Source organism: Verrucosispora sp. WMMD1129 (assembly GCF_029581255.1).
GTDB lineage: Bacteria > Actinomycetota > Actinomycetes > Mycobacteriales > Micromonosporaceae > Micromonospora > Micromonospora sediminimaris.
The window spans coordinates 4944695-4961223 of sequence record NZ_CP120741.1 but is presented as its reverse complement, the minus strand read 5'-3'; the positions used below and the strand labels follow the sequence as shown (position 1 = coordinate 4961223).

17 protein-coding genes are annotated in these 16529 nt (G+C 71.9%); 8 read left to right on the top strand and 9 right to left on the bottom strand.

The features are described from left to right. Positions 1 to 50: 50 nt before the first annotated feature. Entirely contained in the window at positions 51 to 1286 is a 1236-nt protein-coding gene (locus tag O7624_RS23180; protein ID WP_282237244.1) for a D-arabinono-1,4-lactone oxidase, read from the bottom strand. Between the two features lie 59 nt (positions 1287 to 1345). Here O7624_RS23180 and O7624_RS23175 point away from each other — a divergent pair, with 59 nt between their 5' ends. Then, complete coding sequence (locus O7624_RS23175; protein ID WP_093401342.1) at positions 1346 to 1774, top strand: hypothetical protein; 429 nt, start codon at positions 1346 to 1348, stop codon at positions 1772 to 1774. Between the two features lie 145 nt (positions 1775 to 1919). Here O7624_RS23175 and O7624_RS23170 read toward each other — a convergent pair whose 3' ends face one another. Next, positions 1920 to 2849 (bottom strand): LLM class F420-dependent oxidoreductase, encoded by a 930-nt coding sequence (locus O7624_RS23170; RefSeq protein WP_282237243.1) that lies wholly within the window; start codon positions 2847 to 2849, stop codon positions 1920 to 1922. A 257-nt stretch (positions 2850 to 3106) separates the two neighbouring features. On the opposite strand from O7624_RS23170, the gene O7624_RS23165 reads away from it, so the two are divergent. Next, positions 3107 to 5281 (top strand): carbohydrate-binding module family 20 domain-containing protein, encoded by a 2175-nt coding sequence (locus tag O7624_RS23165; protein WP_282237242.1) that lies wholly within the window; start codon positions 3107 to 3109, stop codon positions 5279 to 5281. 123 nt (positions 5282 to 5404) lie between these two features. Here the strand turns inward: O7624_RS23165 and O7624_RS23160 are convergent, their stop codons facing one another. The 5 genes from O7624_RS23160 to O7624_RS23140 form a co-directional block, all read right to left on the bottom strand. Further along, positions 5405 to 6100 carry an ABC transporter permease gene (locus O7624_RS23160; RefSeq protein WP_282237241.1) on the bottom strand — a complete coding sequence of 232 codons (696 nt, stop codon included), beginning with the start codon at positions 6098 to 6100 and terminating at the stop codon, positions 5405 to 5407. Then, positions 6097 to 7017 carry an ABC transporter ATP-binding protein gene (locus tag O7624_RS23155; protein ID WP_282237240.1) on the bottom strand — a complete coding sequence of 307 codons (921 nt, stop codon included), beginning with the start codon at positions 7015 to 7017 and terminating at the stop codon, positions 6097 to 6099. The genes O7624_RS23160 and O7624_RS23155 overlap by 4 nt, the downstream gene beginning before the upstream one ends. Beyond that, positions 7014 to 7385, bottom strand: coding sequence for a GntR family transcriptional regulator (locus tag O7624_RS23150; RefSeq protein WP_247674835.1), 372 nt, complete (start codon positions 7383 to 7385; stop codon positions 7014 to 7016). The genes O7624_RS23155 and O7624_RS23150 overlap by 4 nt, the downstream gene beginning before the upstream one ends. 145 nt (positions 7386 to 7530) lie before the next feature. Beyond that, positions 7531 to 8568 carry a hypothetical protein gene (locus O7624_RS23145; protein ID WP_282237239.1) on the bottom strand — a complete coding sequence of 346 codons (1038 nt, stop codon included), beginning with the start codon at positions 8566 to 8568 and terminating at the stop codon, positions 7531 to 7533. Next, complete coding sequence (locus O7624_RS23140) at positions 8568 to 8837, bottom strand: hypothetical protein (protein WP_093401348.1); 270 nt, start codon at positions 8835 to 8837, stop codon at positions 8568 to 8570. The genes O7624_RS23145 and O7624_RS23140 overlap by 1 nt, the downstream gene beginning before the upstream one ends. A gap of 272 nt (positions 8838 to 9109) precedes the next feature. Here O7624_RS23140 and O7624_RS23135 point away from each other — a divergent pair, with 272 nt between their 5' ends. From O7624_RS23135 to O7624_RS23125, 3 genes are all read left to right on the top strand, one after another. Then, positions 9110 to 9472 carry a YciI family protein gene (locus O7624_RS23135; protein WP_282237238.1) on the top strand — a complete coding sequence of 121 codons (363 nt, stop codon included), beginning with the start codon at positions 9110 to 9112 and terminating at the stop codon, positions 9470 to 9472. A 26-nt stretch (positions 9473 to 9498) separates the two neighbouring features. Next, the gene (locus tag O7624_RS23130) at positions 9499 to 10746 is read left to right on the top strand and encodes a sigma-70 family RNA polymerase sigma factor (protein WP_282237237.1); all 1248 of its coding nucleotides are present in this window, start codon (positions 9499 to 9501) and stop codon (positions 10744 to 10746) included. A 76-nt stretch (positions 10747 to 10822) separates the two neighbouring features. Continuing rightward, positions 10823 to 11512 (top strand): dihydrofolate reductase family protein, encoded by a 690-nt coding sequence (locus O7624_RS23125; protein ID WP_282237236.1) that lies wholly within the window; start codon positions 10823 to 10825, stop codon positions 11510 to 11512. Between the two features lie 9 nt (positions 11513 to 11521). On the opposite strand, the gene O7624_RS23120 is transcribed toward O7624_RS23125, so the two are convergent. Next, positions 11522 to 12760 carry an acyl-CoA thioesterase/bile acid-CoA:amino acid N-acyltransferase family protein gene (locus O7624_RS23120; RefSeq protein WP_282237235.1) on the bottom strand — a complete coding sequence of 413 codons (1239 nt, stop codon included), beginning with the start codon at positions 12758 to 12760 and terminating at the stop codon, positions 11522 to 11524. A gap of 178 nt (positions 12761 to 12938) precedes the next feature. Between O7624_RS23120 and O7624_RS23115 the strand changes: the two genes are divergently transcribed. After that, a complete protein-coding gene (locus O7624_RS23115) occupies positions 12939 to 14033 on the top strand; it encodes a hypothetical protein (RefSeq protein ID WP_282237234.1) in 1095 nt (364 codons plus the stop codon). A gap of 121 nt (positions 14034 to 14154) precedes the next feature. Here the strand turns inward: O7624_RS23115 and O7624_RS23110 are convergent, their stop codons facing one another. Continuing rightward, complete coding sequence (locus O7624_RS23110; RefSeq protein ID WP_282237233.1) at positions 14155 to 15048, bottom strand: LysR family transcriptional regulator; 894 nt, start codon at positions 15046 to 15048, stop codon at positions 14155 to 14157. Between the two features lie 70 nt (positions 15049 to 15118). Between O7624_RS23110 and O7624_RS23105 the strand changes: the two genes are divergently transcribed. After that, positions 15119 to 15997 (top strand): dihydrodipicolinate synthase family protein, encoded by an 879-nt coding sequence (locus O7624_RS23105; protein ID WP_282237232.1) that lies wholly within the window; start codon positions 15119 to 15121, stop codon positions 15995 to 15997. A gap of 118 nt (positions 15998 to 16115) precedes the next feature. Then, positions 16116 to 16523 (top strand): YciI family protein, encoded by a 408-nt coding sequence (locus tag O7624_RS23100; protein ID WP_093401356.1) that lies wholly within the window; start codon positions 16116 to 16118, stop codon positions 16521 to 16523. Positions 16524 to 16529: the final 6 nt, after the last annotated feature.

The following is a 16529-nucleotide window of genomic DNA, read 5'->3' as shown; positions in this document are numbered from 1 at the left end:
ATGTCCGGGCATGTCCACCGGGCCGCGCCGCGTCGGTACGCCGGTCGTGGTCAGCGGGGAAACAGCTGGTCGAGTTCCTCGGTGCGGAATTTTCCGTTGGGGTCGAGGCGGTTGACCAGCGCGGCGAAGTCGGTCCAGCGGCTGTAGGTCGCGGCGATCGTCCCGGTCGGCATCGTGAAGACCTTGCCCCAGTGTGGCCGGGGCGCGAACGGGGCCAGTGCCCGCTCGGCCTCGGCGAGGACCGGCAGTACCGCCGCCGCGTCGGCGATCCAGGTGAAGTGCACCGCGAGGCTGTCGCGGTCGTACTGCGGGCTGAGCCACAGCTCGTCGGCGGCGATGGTGCGCAGCTCGCTGGTCTGCGCGACCGGGGCGATCAGGTGCGCCACCTCGTCCAGCGCGGCGAGCGCGTCGGCGGCCACCGCGCGGGGCAGATGGTACTCGGACTGCAACTCGTCACCGTTGCTCGGCGTGAAGCCGAGCCGGAAGTGCGGTAGCCGCTCGTGCCAGGGGCCGGGCACGCCGAGCTGCTCGGTGCAGTTGGCCACCGGCATGCCGGGCACCGGGTGCCAGGGCCGGTCGGCCGCCGTGGTGCCGAGCCAGTCCGCCGGGGGCGTGGGCTGGTCCGCGAGCTGCTTGCGCCAGACCTGGGTGCCGCGGGTGGAGCGCCAGTCGGTGAAGACACTGACGCTGTACGCCGAGGCGAGCGCCTCGTCCAGCGCCTCGCGGGGCAGGTCGAGGCGGACGTACTGGCGTACCTCGAAGGTCGGCACCACGTCCAGGGTGAGCCGGGTGACGATGCCCAGCGCGCCGAGGGAGACCACCATGCCGGTGAAATCAGGGTCGGTACGGTCCACGGTGAGCAGGTCACCGGCGGCGGTGACCAGTTCCAGGCCGGCGACGGCGGTGGCCAGGTTGCCGACGGTCTCGCCGGAGCCGTGGGTGCCGGTGGTGACCGCGCCGGCCACTGAGATGTGCGGCAGCGAGGCGAGGTTGGCCAGCGCGTACCCGCGCTCGTGCAGCCAGGTGGCCAGGTCGCCGTAGCGCAGCGCGGCCGGCACGTGCACCACCCGCCGCTGCTCGTCGAGTCGCGGGGTGGCCGGCAGTCCGGCCAGCGTGACCAGGTCTCCGGTGGTGTCGCCGAGTCGGTTGAACGAGTGTCCGCTGCCCACCGCCCGGATCCGGTCGCTGCCGGCGACCAGTTCCCGCAGCTCGTCGATCGAGGACGGCCGGCGGTACGCCCGGGCTGCGTACTCGACGTTGCCGGCCCAGTTGCGGTGCGTCGACACTCCCGACCCCCTCTGCACGCCGGCGGTTACCGCCGGCTCCGTCGGGGAACCCTACGCCGATGAGCAGCTACCGTGATCCCGCCCCTCGCGGCGACGTGTATCCCTCCGAGGAGGAGATCGACCCGGCCGGCAACGGCGTGGAGCCCGCCACCGGTTTCACCGGCACCGTCGACGGCTCCCCGGTCACCTGGTCCGATGCGGGGCCGTGGGCGAGCCAGCCGGATCCGCAGCCCAGCCCCACCCCGGAGCCGGTGCCGGAACCGCCGCCCGCCCCCGGCCCGCCGCCCCGGGTCGAGACCGGCGCCCGGTCGATCGTGACCCGGCACATGGACGGTTCGGTGCAGGTGGTCACCGATTTCGACGGCGACGGCGTCGCGGACCAGGTGCAGTTCGACCTTGACGGCGACGGGCTACCGGACGTCACCTACCTCGACCGCGACCGGGACGGCCAGCTCGACACCGTGCTGCGCGAGGAGCACCGGGTCTGACGCGCCGCCCCGGCCCGCCCGGCCCGACTCGACCGGTCAGGCGGGCGGCATCTGGGCGAGATCGACTCCGATTGCGGCATGCCGGGGTTTCCAGGGCCGCTGATACCCCGACTTGCCGCAATCGGAGTCGCAAGGCGTCGGCCGGTCAGAGCTGCCGCATCACCTCGGTGGCGACCAGGTCCAGGTGATCCAGGTCGCTCAGGTCGAGCACCTGGAGGTAGAGGCGCTGGCTGCCGATCTCCGCGTACCGGCCGATGGTGTCGATGACCTCGGCGGGGGTGCCGGCGAGGCCGTTGACGCGCAGCTCGTCCGGTTCGCGGCCGATCGCGGCGGCCCGCCGCGCCACCTCGGCGTCGTCCTTGCCGCAGCAGAGCACCAGCGCGTTGGACCAGGTCAGCTGGGCCGGGTCGCGGCCGATGTCGGCGCAGGCGGCACGGACCCGCTCGAACTGGGCCACCGTCTCGTCGATCGAGACGAACGGCAGGTTGAACTCGTCGGCGTAGCGGGCGGCTAGCTGCGGCGTACGCTTCGCGCCCTTGCCACCGAGCAGGATCGGCGGGTGCGGGCGCTGGACCGGCTTGGGCAGCGCGGGCGAGTCGCTGACCTGGTAGTGCCGGCCGGTGAAGTCGAACGTCTCGCCCGGCGGGGTGCGCCAGAGACCGGTGATCACCGCCAGCTGCTCGTCCAGCCGGTCGAACCGCTCCCCCAGCGGCGGGAACGGAATCCCGTACGCCTGATGCTCGGCGTCGTACCAGCCGGTGCCGATGCCCAGCTCGACCCGGCCGCCACTCATCTGGTCGACCTGGGCGACGGTGATCGCGAGCGGGCCGGGCAGCCGGAACGTCGCGGCGCTCATCAGCGTGCCGAGCCGGATGGACCGGGTGTCCCGGGCCAGCCCGGCCAGCGTCGTCCAGGCGTCGGTGGGGCCGGGCTCGCCGCTGACCGACCCCATCTTCAGGTAGTGGTCCGAGCGGAAGAAGGCGCCGAAGCCGGTCTCCTCGGCACGTCGGGCCACGGCGAGCAGGTCGTCGTAGCTGGCGCCCTGCTGGGGTTCGGTGAAGATCCGCAGTTCCATGGGTCGAGCATAGGTAAGCCACCGGCGGTGGCGCTCGGGGACGCTCGCCGGCCGCTTCCGGAAGGATAGCCGGAAATCCTTGCAGGTCTTGCAGTTGGCCGCAAGGGACAGCCTCGCCTTGCATCGTGTTGTGAAAGATAGGTTCCCAACCATCGATGCCACTGTTACGGTCACGCAACCACCGCAACTTCTTGCACACCTTGCAGGAAGACGGACTTTCGCCGACGTCTGCCTGACCGTCCCCCGAGGAGGGCACCGTGCGTATCCCCCGTCCCCGCGCCGCGATCCCCGCGGCCCTGGCCGCGATACTTGTCGCGGTCGGTCTCACGTCCGTCGCCGCCGGCACCGGGCCTGCCAGCGCCGCCGACGTACGCGTCAACGGCGACGCCATTGTCCATTTGTTCCAGTGGCGGTGGAACTCCGTCGCCGACGAGTGCGAGCGCAACCTCGGCCCCAACGGCTGGGGCGGCGTACAGGTCTCCCCGCCGCAGGAGCACGTGGTGCTGCCCAGCGCCGAGGGCGCCACCTACCCGTGGTGGCAGGACTACCAGCCGGTGTCGTACCGGCTCGATCAGACCCGGCGGGGCACGAAGGCCGAGTTCGTCGACATGGTCCAGCGCTGTCGCGCCCAGGGCGTCAAGATCTATGTGGACATGGTGCTCAACCACATGAGCGGCACCGGCTCGGCCGGCAGCGGCCCGGGCAGCGCGGGCACCGTCTACAGCAAGTACAGCTACCCGAACCTGTTCGACGACGGCTCGGGCGACAGCTACGGCTACGCCGACTTCGGGCCCTGCTACCGGCGGATCAGCAACTGGGGCAACAAGCAGGAGGTGCAGGACTGCGAACTGCTCGACCTGGCCGACCTCAACACCGCCGACCCCGAGGTACGGCGAAAGGTCGCCAAGTACATGAACGCGGTGATCGACCTCGGGGTGGCCGGGTTCCGGGTGGACGCCGCCAAGCACGTACAGGAGGCGCACCTGGCCGACATCATCAGCCGGCTGCGGGACGTGCCCGGCTTCGGCGGCCGGCCGGACCTGTTCCACGAGGTGTACGGCGACGGCACCATCCCCTACACCGCGTACGCCCCGTACGGCGGGGTGACCAACTTCGACTACCAGCGGGCCGTGTCGTCGGCGTTCCGCGACGGCAACATCGCCCAGCTGGGCAACCTGCCCAACTACGGCGGGCTGACCGCGCAGCAGGCGGTGGTGTTCATCGACAACCACGACACGCAGCGGGAAAACCCGACGCTCACCTACAAGAGCGGTGCCCGCTACTACCTGGCGGACACGTTCATGATGGCCCACCCGTACGGCCGGCCCCAGCTGATGTCGAGCTACGCGTACGGCTCGGTGCACGGGCAGGGGCCGCCCAGCAGTTCCAACGGCACCACCCTGGCCACCGACTGCGCCAGCGACGCGTGGATCTGCGAGCACCGCGACCCCGGGGTGGCCGGCATGCCGGGCTTCCGTAACGCGGTCGCCGGCACCGGCATCGGGTCGGTCACCACCGAGGGCAACGGTCGGCTGGCGTTCGCCCGGGGCGACCGGGGGTACGCCGCCTTCAACGCCACCGGCAGCACCTGGAGCCGCAGTTTCGCCACCTCGCTGCCGGACGGCCGCTACTGCAACGTGGGCCGGGGCGCGTACGACCGGTCGACCGGGGCCTGCCCGGGTGGTGCGGTGACCGTCACCGGTGGCAGCTTCACCGCCGCCATCCCGGCCGACCAGGCGGTCGCCCTGCACGTCGAGGCCCGGCTGGACGGCGTCACCCCGAGCCCGACGCCTACCGCGACGCCGACCACCACGCCGACGCCGACCGCGAGCCCGTCCCCGCCGGCCGGGTCGACCCGGTTCGCCGCGACCGTCTCCACCGACCCGGGCCAGGAGGTGTACGTGGTCGGTTCGGTTCCGCAGCTCGGCTCCTGGAACCCGGCCAACGGGGTGAAGCTGTCCACCACGTCGGGCAGCTACCCGACCTGGACCGGGTCGGTGGACATTCCGGCCGGCACCGCGTTCGAGTGGAAGCTGGTGAAGGTCGGCAACGGCACGACGCAGTGGGAGAACGATCCCAACCGCACCGGCCTCGGCGGTACCGCCGTGACCGCCACCTGGAACCAGCCCGCGAGCGACCCACCGGGCGACGCCACGGTCTCCGTACGGGTCACCGCCGACACCACGTACGGGCAGCACGTGTATCTGGTTGGGGACCTGCCCGCCCTCGGGGGCTGGGATCCGGCCCGAGGGATCCGGCTGTCACCGACGGAGTATCCGGTCTGGACCGGTGCGGTGCGCCTGCCCGCCGGCACCACTCTCGCCTACAAGTACGTCAAGCGGACCGACTCCGGGCAGGTGGTGTGGGAGTCGGGCGCGAACCGTACCGCCACCGCCTCCGGTTCGCCGACGCTCACCGACACCTGGCGCTGACCGCACCTGGCACCGCCCGCACCGTGCGGCCCCTCCCGATCCCCGACCGGGAGGGGCCGCCCCCGTCCCACGGTGCGCCGAGCGGCCGGCGTCCACCCACTCCGGACGCCGGCACGTCGACGGTCAGGGCGTCGCGCGTCGGATGGTCAGATAGCTGAGGCCGGCGAGCAGCAGGGTGAGTAGAGCCGGCCAGCCGACCAGCAGGGCCCAGCCCGGCTGGTCGGCGAACCAGCCACCGATCGCCGACCACCAGCCCCGCCAGGTGGCGAGCACGACGAGCCCACCGATCCCGGCCAACGCGACGGTGCTCAGTATCAGCAGGCCGTTGACGCCCCAGCGCTTGAAGACCAGCGCGATGGCGATGCCGATGAAGCCGAGCAGCAGGAACGGGATCGCGAAGCTGAGGAACCGCAGCACCGGGTTGTCCACCATCAGGAAGGGAATACCGAAGAAGCGCAGGTTGACGCCCCACCCGTCGGTGGCCTCCTCGATCACGGCCAGCAGATAGAGCACCGCCGCGTAGCTGACCGCCTGCCCGAGGTAGTTGAGCACGTTGCCGAGGTAGAAGCTGCGGCGGGAGACGCCCAGCCCGATGGCGAACGGAAAGTCCTGGGTGATCGCGTTGATGCTGGCGATGAACATCACCACGTAGATGCTCATCAGCCCACCGGTGGTCGGCTCGAAGTCGTCGGCTTCGTTCATCGCGCTGAACAGGGCCAGGTTGATGAGGAAGCTGAGCGCGAGGATCCCCCACGGCCAGCCGACGACGCTGCGCCAGCCGACGAACTGGAGCCGGGCCACGGTCAGGGCGCGGTTCATCGGACAGCCTCCTTGTCTGCCGCGGCGGCGCTACCGGCCGCGTGCCCGTTGTTCGAGGTGGTCAGGCGTACGACGATGTCCTGGAGCGAGGACGCTTCGAGGTCGAGGCCCAGCGACCGGGCGCGGTCGGGCGCGGCCGGGCCGAAGTCGCCACGTACGGTGGCCCGGGCCGTGCCGCCGAGCGACGCCCGGTGCAGTTCGGTGCCGGTACGGGCGAACTCGTCCACCGCCGCGACCGGGCCGGAGACCGTGACCACCTGGCCGCGCAGCGCCTCCGCCTCGACGTCGAGCAGCAGCCGACCCCGGTCGATCAGCAGGATGTGCTCGATCAGGTCGCTGACCTCGTCGATGAGGTGGGTCGACAGCACGATGGTGCGGGGATGTTCGGTGTAGTCGGCCAGCAGGTGGTCGTAGAAGAGCTGCCGGGAGACGGCGTCCAGCCCGAGGTAGGGCTCGTCGAAGAAGGTCAGCGGGGCACGTGAGGCGAGCCCGACGACGATGCCGAGCGCGGAGAGCATGCCGCGGGAGAGCTTGCGGACGTTGCGCCCGCGCGGTAACTGGAACACGTCGACCAGTCGCTGGGCGAGTTCCTCGTCCCAGCCTGGATGCACCAGGCGGGCCGCCCGCAGGACGTGCGTGACCCGCAGGTGCGACGGGTAGGTCTGGCTCTCCTTGATGAAGGAGATCCGGGAGAGCACCTGTTCGTTCTCGTACGGGTGCTGCCCGAAGACGCTGATCTCACCGCTGGTGGCGAAGTTCTGCGCGGTGAGGATCTGCATCAGGGTGGTCTTGCCGGCACCGTTGCGCCCCAGCAGGCCGTGGATCCGATGCTCGGCAAGCGAGAAGCTGACCCCGTCCAGGGCGGTGACTCCCTGGTACCGCTTGGTCAGGTCGGTGACGGTGACGACCGCGCTCATCGGCCCTCCTCCCAGGTGTCGATCATGTTCTTGAGTTCGGCCGGTTCGATGCCGAGCTTGCGCGCCTCGGTGAGCAGCGGCCGGACGTACTGTCGGGCGAACTCGTCGCGGCGCCGGCCGCGGAGCTTCGCGCGGGCGCCGGGAGAGACGAACATGCCGATTCCTCGCTTCTTGTAGAGAGTTCCGTCGTCGACCAGCTTGTTGACCCCCTTGGCGGCGGTCGCGGGGTTGATCCGGTGGAAGGCGGCCAGCTCGTTGGTCGACGGCACCTGCCCCTCCTCCGCGAGGGTCCCGTCCAGGATCGAGTTCTCCAGCAGCTCCGCGATCTGGAGGAAGATCGGCCGGCCGTCCTCCATCACGTCCACCATCCCCAGACGCCACCCTGGTTGCCTGGTTCATTACTCATGTAACTAACCATGCAACCAGGGTGGTTCCCCTGTCAAGGGGCGGACGGACGGAGAGCGGCCCGGTCCGGAAGTCACCCCGGACCGGGCCGCCCTACGGGGTTCAGCTTCAGCCGTACGGAGGGCGGGCGTACGCGGCCCGCAGCGCGGCCAGACCGGTCGCCTTCGGACTGAGGGTGCCCCAGCCGGAGTTGAAGTAGTTCGTCCGGGCGATCAGCGGGCCACGCTCGGCGTTGAGCCGGGCGATGGCCGGCGGCACGGTGGCGATCCAGGCCGCCTGGTCGGGGAACTCGATGACCCGTACGCCCCACTCGGCGATGAGCACCGGACGGGACAACGCCACCGGGCCGAGATCGGCCACCGCCCAGTCCTTGGTGCGCCGGAACCGTTCCAGTGCGGTGTGGCTGGCACTTGTCGCGTAGACGTTCCACTGGAGGTAGTCCAGCCGGGTCATCAACGCCTCCGGGTGGGTGCGCCGGAAGCAGTCCCGGTTGAAGCCACCGACCCCGACCGAGAAGGTGCTGCCCTGGGGCAGCCCCTTGGCCCGGAACCAGTTGACGATGTACGTCACGGCCTGCACCGCCCGGGCGTCGGACTCGGCCCAGGTGTACGCCTTTCCGGCCTCCGTGGTGCCGAACTCGTGATCGGTGTCCAGCTCCGAGGCGAGTTGGATGTTCACCCCGAAGCCCATCGTCAGGTACTGCGACAGCGCCCGGGCGAACAGCCCGTCGCACTGCCCGGCGAGGACCTGGCCGTAGCCGTACGCCTTCGGCCAGACCGCGCCGGGCCGCTGCTGGATGGTCATCGCCGGTGCCGGCACGGTGTATCGCACCCCGTCCACCGTGAAGGTCTGCGGCCCGGTGTCGGGCGCGCCGTAGTGCTTCAGTTCGAGCACCATGTTGAGCTGCACCCCGGCCCGCCCCAGCGTGATCAGCCAGGGGCGTTGATAGCCGGGGAAGATGTAGCCGTCGGCGAAGCTGCGGTACTGGGTCAGCGACCGGAAGTTGCCGCCGACCATGTCGGCCGTCGGGTCCGCGCCGCCGGAGAGGTAGTACCCGCCCAGCACCGGCGGCAGCACGGTGTAGGCGACGCTGGCGCTGGCGGTCCGGCTGGCGGAGTCGCGCACCGTGACGGTCACCCTCGGCATCACGCCACCGCCCGGAACACGGCGACCGCGCCGTTGTCGGAGACCCGGGACCAGGTGCGCCCCGAGTCGTCGGCGACGGTGACGGTGAGCGGATCGATCACCGCGGTCACCGAGACGGGGGCGCTACGGTTGCCCTGCGCGTCGGCCACCGTGACCGTCACGGTCAACCGCTGGTGGTCCGGGTCGCCGTAGTTGACGGTCAGCAGCATCTGCTCGCCCGGCGAGTAGGTGGTGGGATTCATCGAGGCGTTGGCGGTGGGAGCGGCCATGGCGGCTCCTTCCTGGCTTGGTCGCCGTGCCCAGCGGGTGCAACACCGTCGGTGCGGCTGGTCTACGGCGGCGGGCCGGAGCCGGGTGGCGCAGCGGCGCGCCCCGGCGGGATCCGTACTGGCGGCCGGCGGGACGTCGCGGTTCCCACCCCGGCCGGAGGATCGGATGTGGCCCGCCATCCGCAGCCTCGCTACCTGCTACAACAGTGCGTCGGGGTACGCTCCGCCGTCTTGTCCGTTTCCGGACATATTGACCATTATGGAGGCGACACGTGAAGTATCTGATGTTGATTTACGGCAACGAGGAGATCTGGGGCAGCCTTCCGGACGGTGACCTGGCCACCCTGATCGGGAAGGTCGACGCCTTCACCGAGGCGCTGCGGGCCTCGGGCGAGTTGGTCGACGTACAGGGGCTGGTGTCCCGCCCCCGGTCGGTGCGGATCAGCGCCGACGTTCCGGTGGTCACGGACGGGCCGTACCTGGAGGCCAAGGAGTACGTGGGCTCGTACCTCGTGGTCGACGTCGACGACGAACAGCGGGCGTTGGAGATCGCCCGTGACTATCCGGGCCTGCGGTTCGGCACCGCCGGCGGCGGCTTGGAGATCTGGCCGCTGATGACCGGAGCGGACCACTGAGCCTCGACGCGGCCACCGTCGACCTGTTGCGCCGGCTCGCGCCGCAACTGCTGGCCGCGCTCGTCCGCCGGTACGGCGACTTCGGCCGGGCCGAGGACGCCGTGCAGGAGGCCCTGGCTGCCGCCGTCGAGAGGTGGCCACTCGACGGCGTACCCGAGCAGCCGTCGGGCTGGCTGCACACCGTCGCCGCCCGCCGCTACGTCGACCTGGTACGCAGCGAGGCCGCCCGCGCCCGCCGCGAGCGCACGGCGCTGGACCTCACCCCACGCGACGCGTTGGTCACCCCGCCACCCGACGCCGAGGCGCCCCGGGACGACCTGCTGGAGTTGTTCCTGCTCTGCTGCCATCCGGCTCTGCCGGCACCCGCGCAGCTGGCACTGACCCTGCGCGCGGTGGGTGGGCTCACCACCGCCGAGGTCGCCGCGGCCTTCCTGGTGTCGGAGCGGACCATGGGGCAGCGGATCTCCCGGGCCAAACAGCGGCTGCGGGAGGCGGGCGCCCGGTTCGCACCGCCGCCGACGGCGGAACGGGAGGCCCGGCTGGCCGTTGTACGCCAGGTGCTGTACCTGATGTTCAACGAGGGCTACAGCGCCAGCAGCGGCCCCCAGCTACGTCGCGCCGACCTGACCGGGCAGGCCCTGCGGTTGACTCGCCGGCTGCACGAGCAACTACCCGGCGACGGGGAGACGGCCGGCCTGCTCGCGTTGATGGTGCTGACCGAGGCCCGAGCGGCGGCCCGGGTCGGCCCCGACGGCGAGCTGGTGCCGCTGGCGGAACAGGACCGCGGGCGGTGGGACCGGACGGCGATCGACGAAGGGCGCGCGCTCGTCGAACGCAGCCTGGCCGCCACACCACCCGGGCCGTACCGGATCCAGGCCGCCATCGCGGCGGTGCACGCCGAAGCGCCGAGCACCGAGGCCACCGACTGGCCCCAGGTGCTCGCCCTCTACGAGTTGCTGGAGCGGATCGCACCCAATCCGGTGGTCACTCTGAACCGGGCGGTGGCGGTGGGCATGGTCCACGGGCCGGCCGCCGGGCTGGCCCTGCTGTCCGAGGTGGAGTCGGGGCCGCTGGCCGGGCACCACCGACTGCACGCCGTCCGCGCCCACCTGCTGGAACTCGCCGACGACCGGGCCGCCGCCGCAGCGCAGTGGCGGGCGGCGGCGGACCGTGCCGGCAGCGATCCCGAACGGCGGTACCTGCTGCGCCGCGCCGCCGCCGCGAGCGATCCGAGCCAGCGTCCGTGTGAGCCAGGTCACCACCGGATCCGGTAGAAGCGAGCCGTCCGGCTCCGATCCACACGTGGATCGGCACCCACGCCGGGTGCCGACGGATTCGGGAGGAACGGACATGACGAAGGTGACCGCCCAACTGTCGGTGTCGCTGGACGGCTACTACGCCGGCCCACAGCACGACGGCGACGGCGACTGGCTGCGGTCGGCGGAGAGCCACGGGTTCTTCCGGGTGACCCGGTGGGCCACCGAGGCGATGGCGTGGCGCGAGCGGCAGGGCTTCGCCGGCGGCCGGCACGACGCCGACTCCGAGATCATCGCCGAGTCGTTCGCCGCGGCCGGCGCGTACGTGATGGGTCGCCGGATGGCCGACGGCGGCGAGGTGCCGTGGGGCGACGAACCACCGTTCCGCGCTCCGGTCTTCGTGGTGACCCACCGGCCCCGCCCGACCCTGCACCGCCAGGGTGGCACCAGCTTCACCTACGTCACCGACGGGCTGGCCAGCGCGGTGGCACAGGCGCGGGCCGCGGCCGGTGAAAAGAACGTCGCGGTGGCCGGCGGTGGGAGCCTGGTCCGGCAGGTGCTGCGGGCCGGGCTGCTCGACGAGTTGGAGCTGCACGTGGTGCCGGTCGTTCTCGGCGGCGGGCTACGGCTCTTCGACGACCTGGGCCTCGACGATTTCGAGGCGATCGAGCTCAGCGCCGACCGGGTGGTCTCCAGCCCGCAGGTCACCCACATCCGGTACACGGTGCGCGGCCGCGCCCCGCTGGTCCTCGACGACCGCGGCCGTGGCACCGGCACCCCGTAGGGCATGCCGTCAGAGGGCGGCGAGGAAGGCGAGCACCTCGGACCACCCGTCCCGGCGGGCGGCGGCGTCGCCCGCCCGGGTGCCGCCGTGGGTCTGCTCGCCGGTGCGCCCCTGGTGCACCGTCTTCGACGGCAGGTACGGGAAGGTGCCCACGCCGTGGCCCGCGTCCGGGTAGAGCAGCACCCGGTGGGGTGGGCCACCGAGGGCCAGCAGCAGCTCGGCGGCGTAGCTCGGCGCGTCCCAGAGCAGGTCGTCCGCCCCGGCGATGGCCAGTACCGGTCCGTCGATCCGGTCGACAGGTATCGGGCCGCTCGGGACGGGTCGGCCACGGTAGGTCCAGGCGGGCGCTCCGGTGTACGGGTATCCCGGGTGGACGACGCTGCTCGGGGCGTACGCGACGACGGCGCGTACCAGGTCGGGACGCTGTTGCGCCAGCAGCAGCGCGGCCTCGGTGCCGCGTGAGTAGCTGATCACCGCCGGCTCGCCACCGGAGTACGGGGCGAGCAGTTCGGCTGCGGTGACGAAGTACTCCAGCGGTATGTCGTGCAGGCTGTCCGGCAGTCCGGAAGCGCCGAAGTAGCCCAGGCACAGCACCGGGTGCCCCCGGGAGGCGAGCAACGGTGCGTCGTACAGCCCGCCGACGCCGCCCTCCGAGCCACCGAACCACAGCACCCCGCGCCGTCGGGGCACGTCCGGCGGCGGAAGGACGAGCAACCCGCGAACCCCGTCGGCCGCCGGGGTCAGTTCGGTGAAGGAGACCTGACCCGCCGTCCAGTCCCGCCGCACGGTGACGGTGGCGGGCTCGCGCCCGCCACCCACGGCCGACAGCCGGACCGGGAAGTCACGCCGTAGGTGCGGCCAGATGGGCGCGAAGGAGGAGGCGTCGCCGTCGGGCGGATCCATCGACCAGAACAGACCCATCGGGTCGACACCCGAGTAGGAGCCGTGCACCGGGGCGTCCCGCGACACGTCCACCACGCCGTTGGCGTCGGCCACGAACGTCGCCTCCGCCCGCCACACGCGCCCCGCGTGATCCTCCGCGTCGGCGGCGATCACCGCCCGTTCCCTCGCGGCCAGGCCATTCACGCGTACCCGCAACGGCTGGTCGACGAGCGCCACGGCCGGCGTCACGTCCAGGCGCAGGCGCGCCGCGCCGCCCCTGCCCCGGTCGCCGACGAGCAGGGTCGCGACCAACAGCCCCACCAGGACGGCGGGCAGGATCCTCGACGTTCTCCACCAACGCGGCATCGACAACACCGTATTGCCGACTGTCCACCGACGTCCGTCCCGCCGCCATCGGTTGTCGGCAGGGCGACCGCGCTGGTGCCGGGCACCCGCCTCGCCGGTGTAGGCAAGCCGACTGTGACCTTGACCGGTGCCCGGAACAGTGGCAGCAAGCTTCGACTACCACCGATTGGAGTGGCCCATGTCTCTCCGTCTCCGTCTCCGTCACCTTGCCGCCGTCCTAGCCGTGGTGCTGGCCGCGGCGCTGTCGATCACCGGCGCACCGGCCACGGCCGCCACCGCCGACCGCTTCGGATTCGCGTACGTCGACGATCCGACGGTGCCGGTCTGGACGCCGCTGCCCGCGGCCTACCAGTTCGGCAGTTGGGCGCCGGGGCCCACGGCCACCGGCGGCAAGGTCGCCCCCGGCCGGTTCCTGGTGAGGTTCCCGGCCATCGGCCTGGGTTCGCGCGGCAACGCACACGTCACCGCCGTGGCGAAGGACGGCCGCTTCTGCGAACTCGTACGGTGGGGCAGTTCGGGCGCCGACGAGATCGTCGACGTGCAGTGCTTCCGGCCCGGGGGCACCCCGGCCGACACCCCGTTCACGGTGTTGTGGACGGTCAGCTCCGGCATCCTCCCGGCGGGCGTCGGCGCGTACGCCTCGGCGCAGGTGTTGTCAAACGTCCTCGCCCAGTCGTACAACTCGACAGGTGCGCCCGTCACCGTCGCCAACGTCGCGGTGGGCATCTACGACGTGCGCTTCCGGGCGGTCGGCGCGCCACCCGGCGTGCTGTCCGGAAACGTCCAGGTGACCGCCCAGCAGCCGAACGCACAACCGCGCCGATGCAAGATCCTCCGCTGGGGTGCGGCCGGCCTGGACGCGGTGGTCTACGTCGCCTGCCATGATCCGTTCACCGGCGCGCGGATGAACAGCGACTTCACCGTGTCGTTCCATCGGGAGCGTTCGGTCTACGCGTCGTTCGGCCCGCCGAAGCACTTCGGGTACCTTGCGACACCGTTCGCCGGCCCGACGAACTACTCGTACCCGCTCGGCGTCGGCGCCAACGGCTTCGGTCCCACCGGCCCCGGCACCTTCGTCGTCAAGTTCCCGGCCCTGCACGAGAAGAGCACCACCGCGCAGGTGACCGCGATCGGTGACGACCCCTCGTACTGCACGATCCAGGAGCTGTGGGCGCAGTTCGGCAGCGACGCGGTGTTGCCGGTCGCCTGCTTCAGCAACGCCGGCCGTCCGCAGGACGCCCCGTTCAGCTCGACCTTCTCGTCGAGCGTCTGAGCCCGTCGGTCCCCGCCCAGGCACACCTGGGCGGGGCTTTCGGTCGGCGCGACAGTTGCACGCGGCGTCATCTTCCCCGCTGCCCGGCGGCGGAGCTGGCCGGACGACACGATCCGGCCAGCTACGCCCCTGGCAGGTCGCTGGCGGCGGCGCGCAACGCCACGATGCTCGCGGCGACCGCAGGATGGCCGCCCGCGCCCTGTCGGTAGGCGATCCGGGTCCGCCGTCGGATGGTGAGCGGAACGAGGACCACCCCGCTGGGCGGCCGATCAACCGCCAGTTGGGGCACCAGTCCAACGCCCTGACCGGCGGCGACCAGGGCGAGCACGGCGGCGAAGTCGTCGGCGTGGTGCCGCACGGTCGGGCGGAAGCCGGCCAGCTCACCGGCGTGCAGGGTCACCGCGTGACAGAGCGTGCCCGGGCTGCCGACGATCCAGTCCGCGTCGCGTACCGAGCGCATCGGGTCACCGGTGGGGTGGCGGTCCGCCCCGACGGCCAGGAACACCGTCTCGTCGAGCAGTGGCACCGAGTCCAAGGCCGGATCCGGCTCGACGGGCACGATGTCGTAGTCGTGCACGAGGGCCACGTCGAGGCGGCGGTCGCGCAGCGCGTCGGGCACCGCGACCGGGTCCAACTCGGTGACCATCAGGTCCAGCGCGGGATGGTCACGGCCGAGCGCGACCAGGGCGGGCAGCAGCAGCGTACGCACGGCACTGGGGTACGCGCCGATGCGTACCGTGCCGGAGAGCCCGCCCCGGGCGGCGGCGAGGGTCGCGTCGGCCGCCTCCAGCGCGGCGAGGACCACCTCGGCGTGCCGGACCAGCGCCTCCCCGGTCGGGGTCAGGGTGACCCGCCGGCCGGCGCGTTCCAGGAGCGCGACACCGGCCTCGCGTTGCAGCGCGGCGAGCTGCTGGGAGACGGCGGACGGCGTGTACGTGTGCGCCTCGGCCACGGCGGCGATGGTGCCGAGGTGGGACAGGTCCCGCAGCAGGCGCAGCCGGCGAACGTCAAGCATCAGCTCAGCTTACGTATTCGGTGAGCAATCGGAACTGGTGCTTCATCTTCCGCTTGCGGAGGCTGGCAGCATGACACCTGCCGGGCTCTACGTACCCATGATCACGCCGTTCGACGGGAACGGTGCCGTCGCCCTCGACGCGCTGAGCGCTCTCGCCCACGAGGTGCTGGCGGCCGGTGCGGTCGGTCTGGTCGCCCTCGGCACCACCGCCGAGCCGCACGCCCTCAGCGCCGTCGAGCAGCGGATGGTGGTCGACGCGGTCGCCGCGGCCTGCCGGGAGCACCGGGCCGGTCTCCTGGTCGGCGCGCACACCGCGCCGGAACTGCGGGCCCTCGCCGAGCGACCCGAGGTCGGGGCGGCGCTCTGCCTGGTCCCGCCGTTTCTCCGCCCCGGCGAGGAGGCGGTACTCGCGCACTACGCCCGGTTGGCCGAGGAGTCCCCCGTGCCGCTTGTCGCCTACCACGTCCCGTACCGCACCGGGCAGCAGCTCGGCGTCGGCACGCTGCGCCGCCTCGCCGGGCTACCCGGCCTGGTGGGCGTCAAGCACGCGGTCGGCGGCATCGACGCCGACACGATCGCCCTGCTGGCCGACCCGCCGTCCGACTTCGCGGTGCTGTGCGGCGAGGACGCGTACGTCGCACCGCTGCTCGCTCTCGGCGCGGCCGGTGGCATCCTCGCCTCCGCGCATCTCGCCACCGCCGACTACGCCGAGCTGGTCTCGGCCTGGCGGTCCGGCGACGTCGCCCGGGCCCGGCCGCTCGGCCACCGGCTCGCCGCCCTCTCGGCCGCGCTGTTCGCCGAGCCCAACCCTGCCGTGGTCAAGGCGGTGCTGCACGCCCAGGGGCGGATCCCGACGCCGCTCGTCCGTCCTCCGCTGCTGCCCGCCACGTCGACCGCCACCGCGCGGGCGCTGACCTGCCTGGCCAGGGTGCCGGCGGTACCGGTGTGAGGGACGTACGGCGAATCTCAGCGAGAAATTTCCCGGCGGCATGTCGAGAAGCCGGGTCGGGCTCCGTCCTCGTTGCGAACGCGGCCACAATGGCCCCGTACCTGACAAGGAGCATCCGATGGCCAAGTACCTGCTGCTCAAGCACTACCGTGGCGGCCCGACCCCGCTGCACGACGTGCCGATGGACCAGTGGACGCCCGAGGAGATCTCGGCCCACGTGCAGTACATGCGCGACTTCGCGGCTCGGCTCGAAGACACCGGCGAGTTCGTCGAGGGTCAGGCGCTCTCCCCGGAGGGAACGTTCGTCCGCTACGACGGCGAGGGGCGACCGCCGGTCACCGACGGCCCGTTCGCCGAGACCAAGGATCTGATCGCCGGCTGGATGGTGATCGACGTCGAGACCTACGACCGGGCGCTGGAACTGGCCGGTGAGCTGTCCGCGGCACCAGGTGCCGGCGGGAAGCCGCTGCACGAGTGGCTCGAGGTGCGGCCGTTCCTGACCGAGCCGCCGACCATCTCGGAGTGACGCACG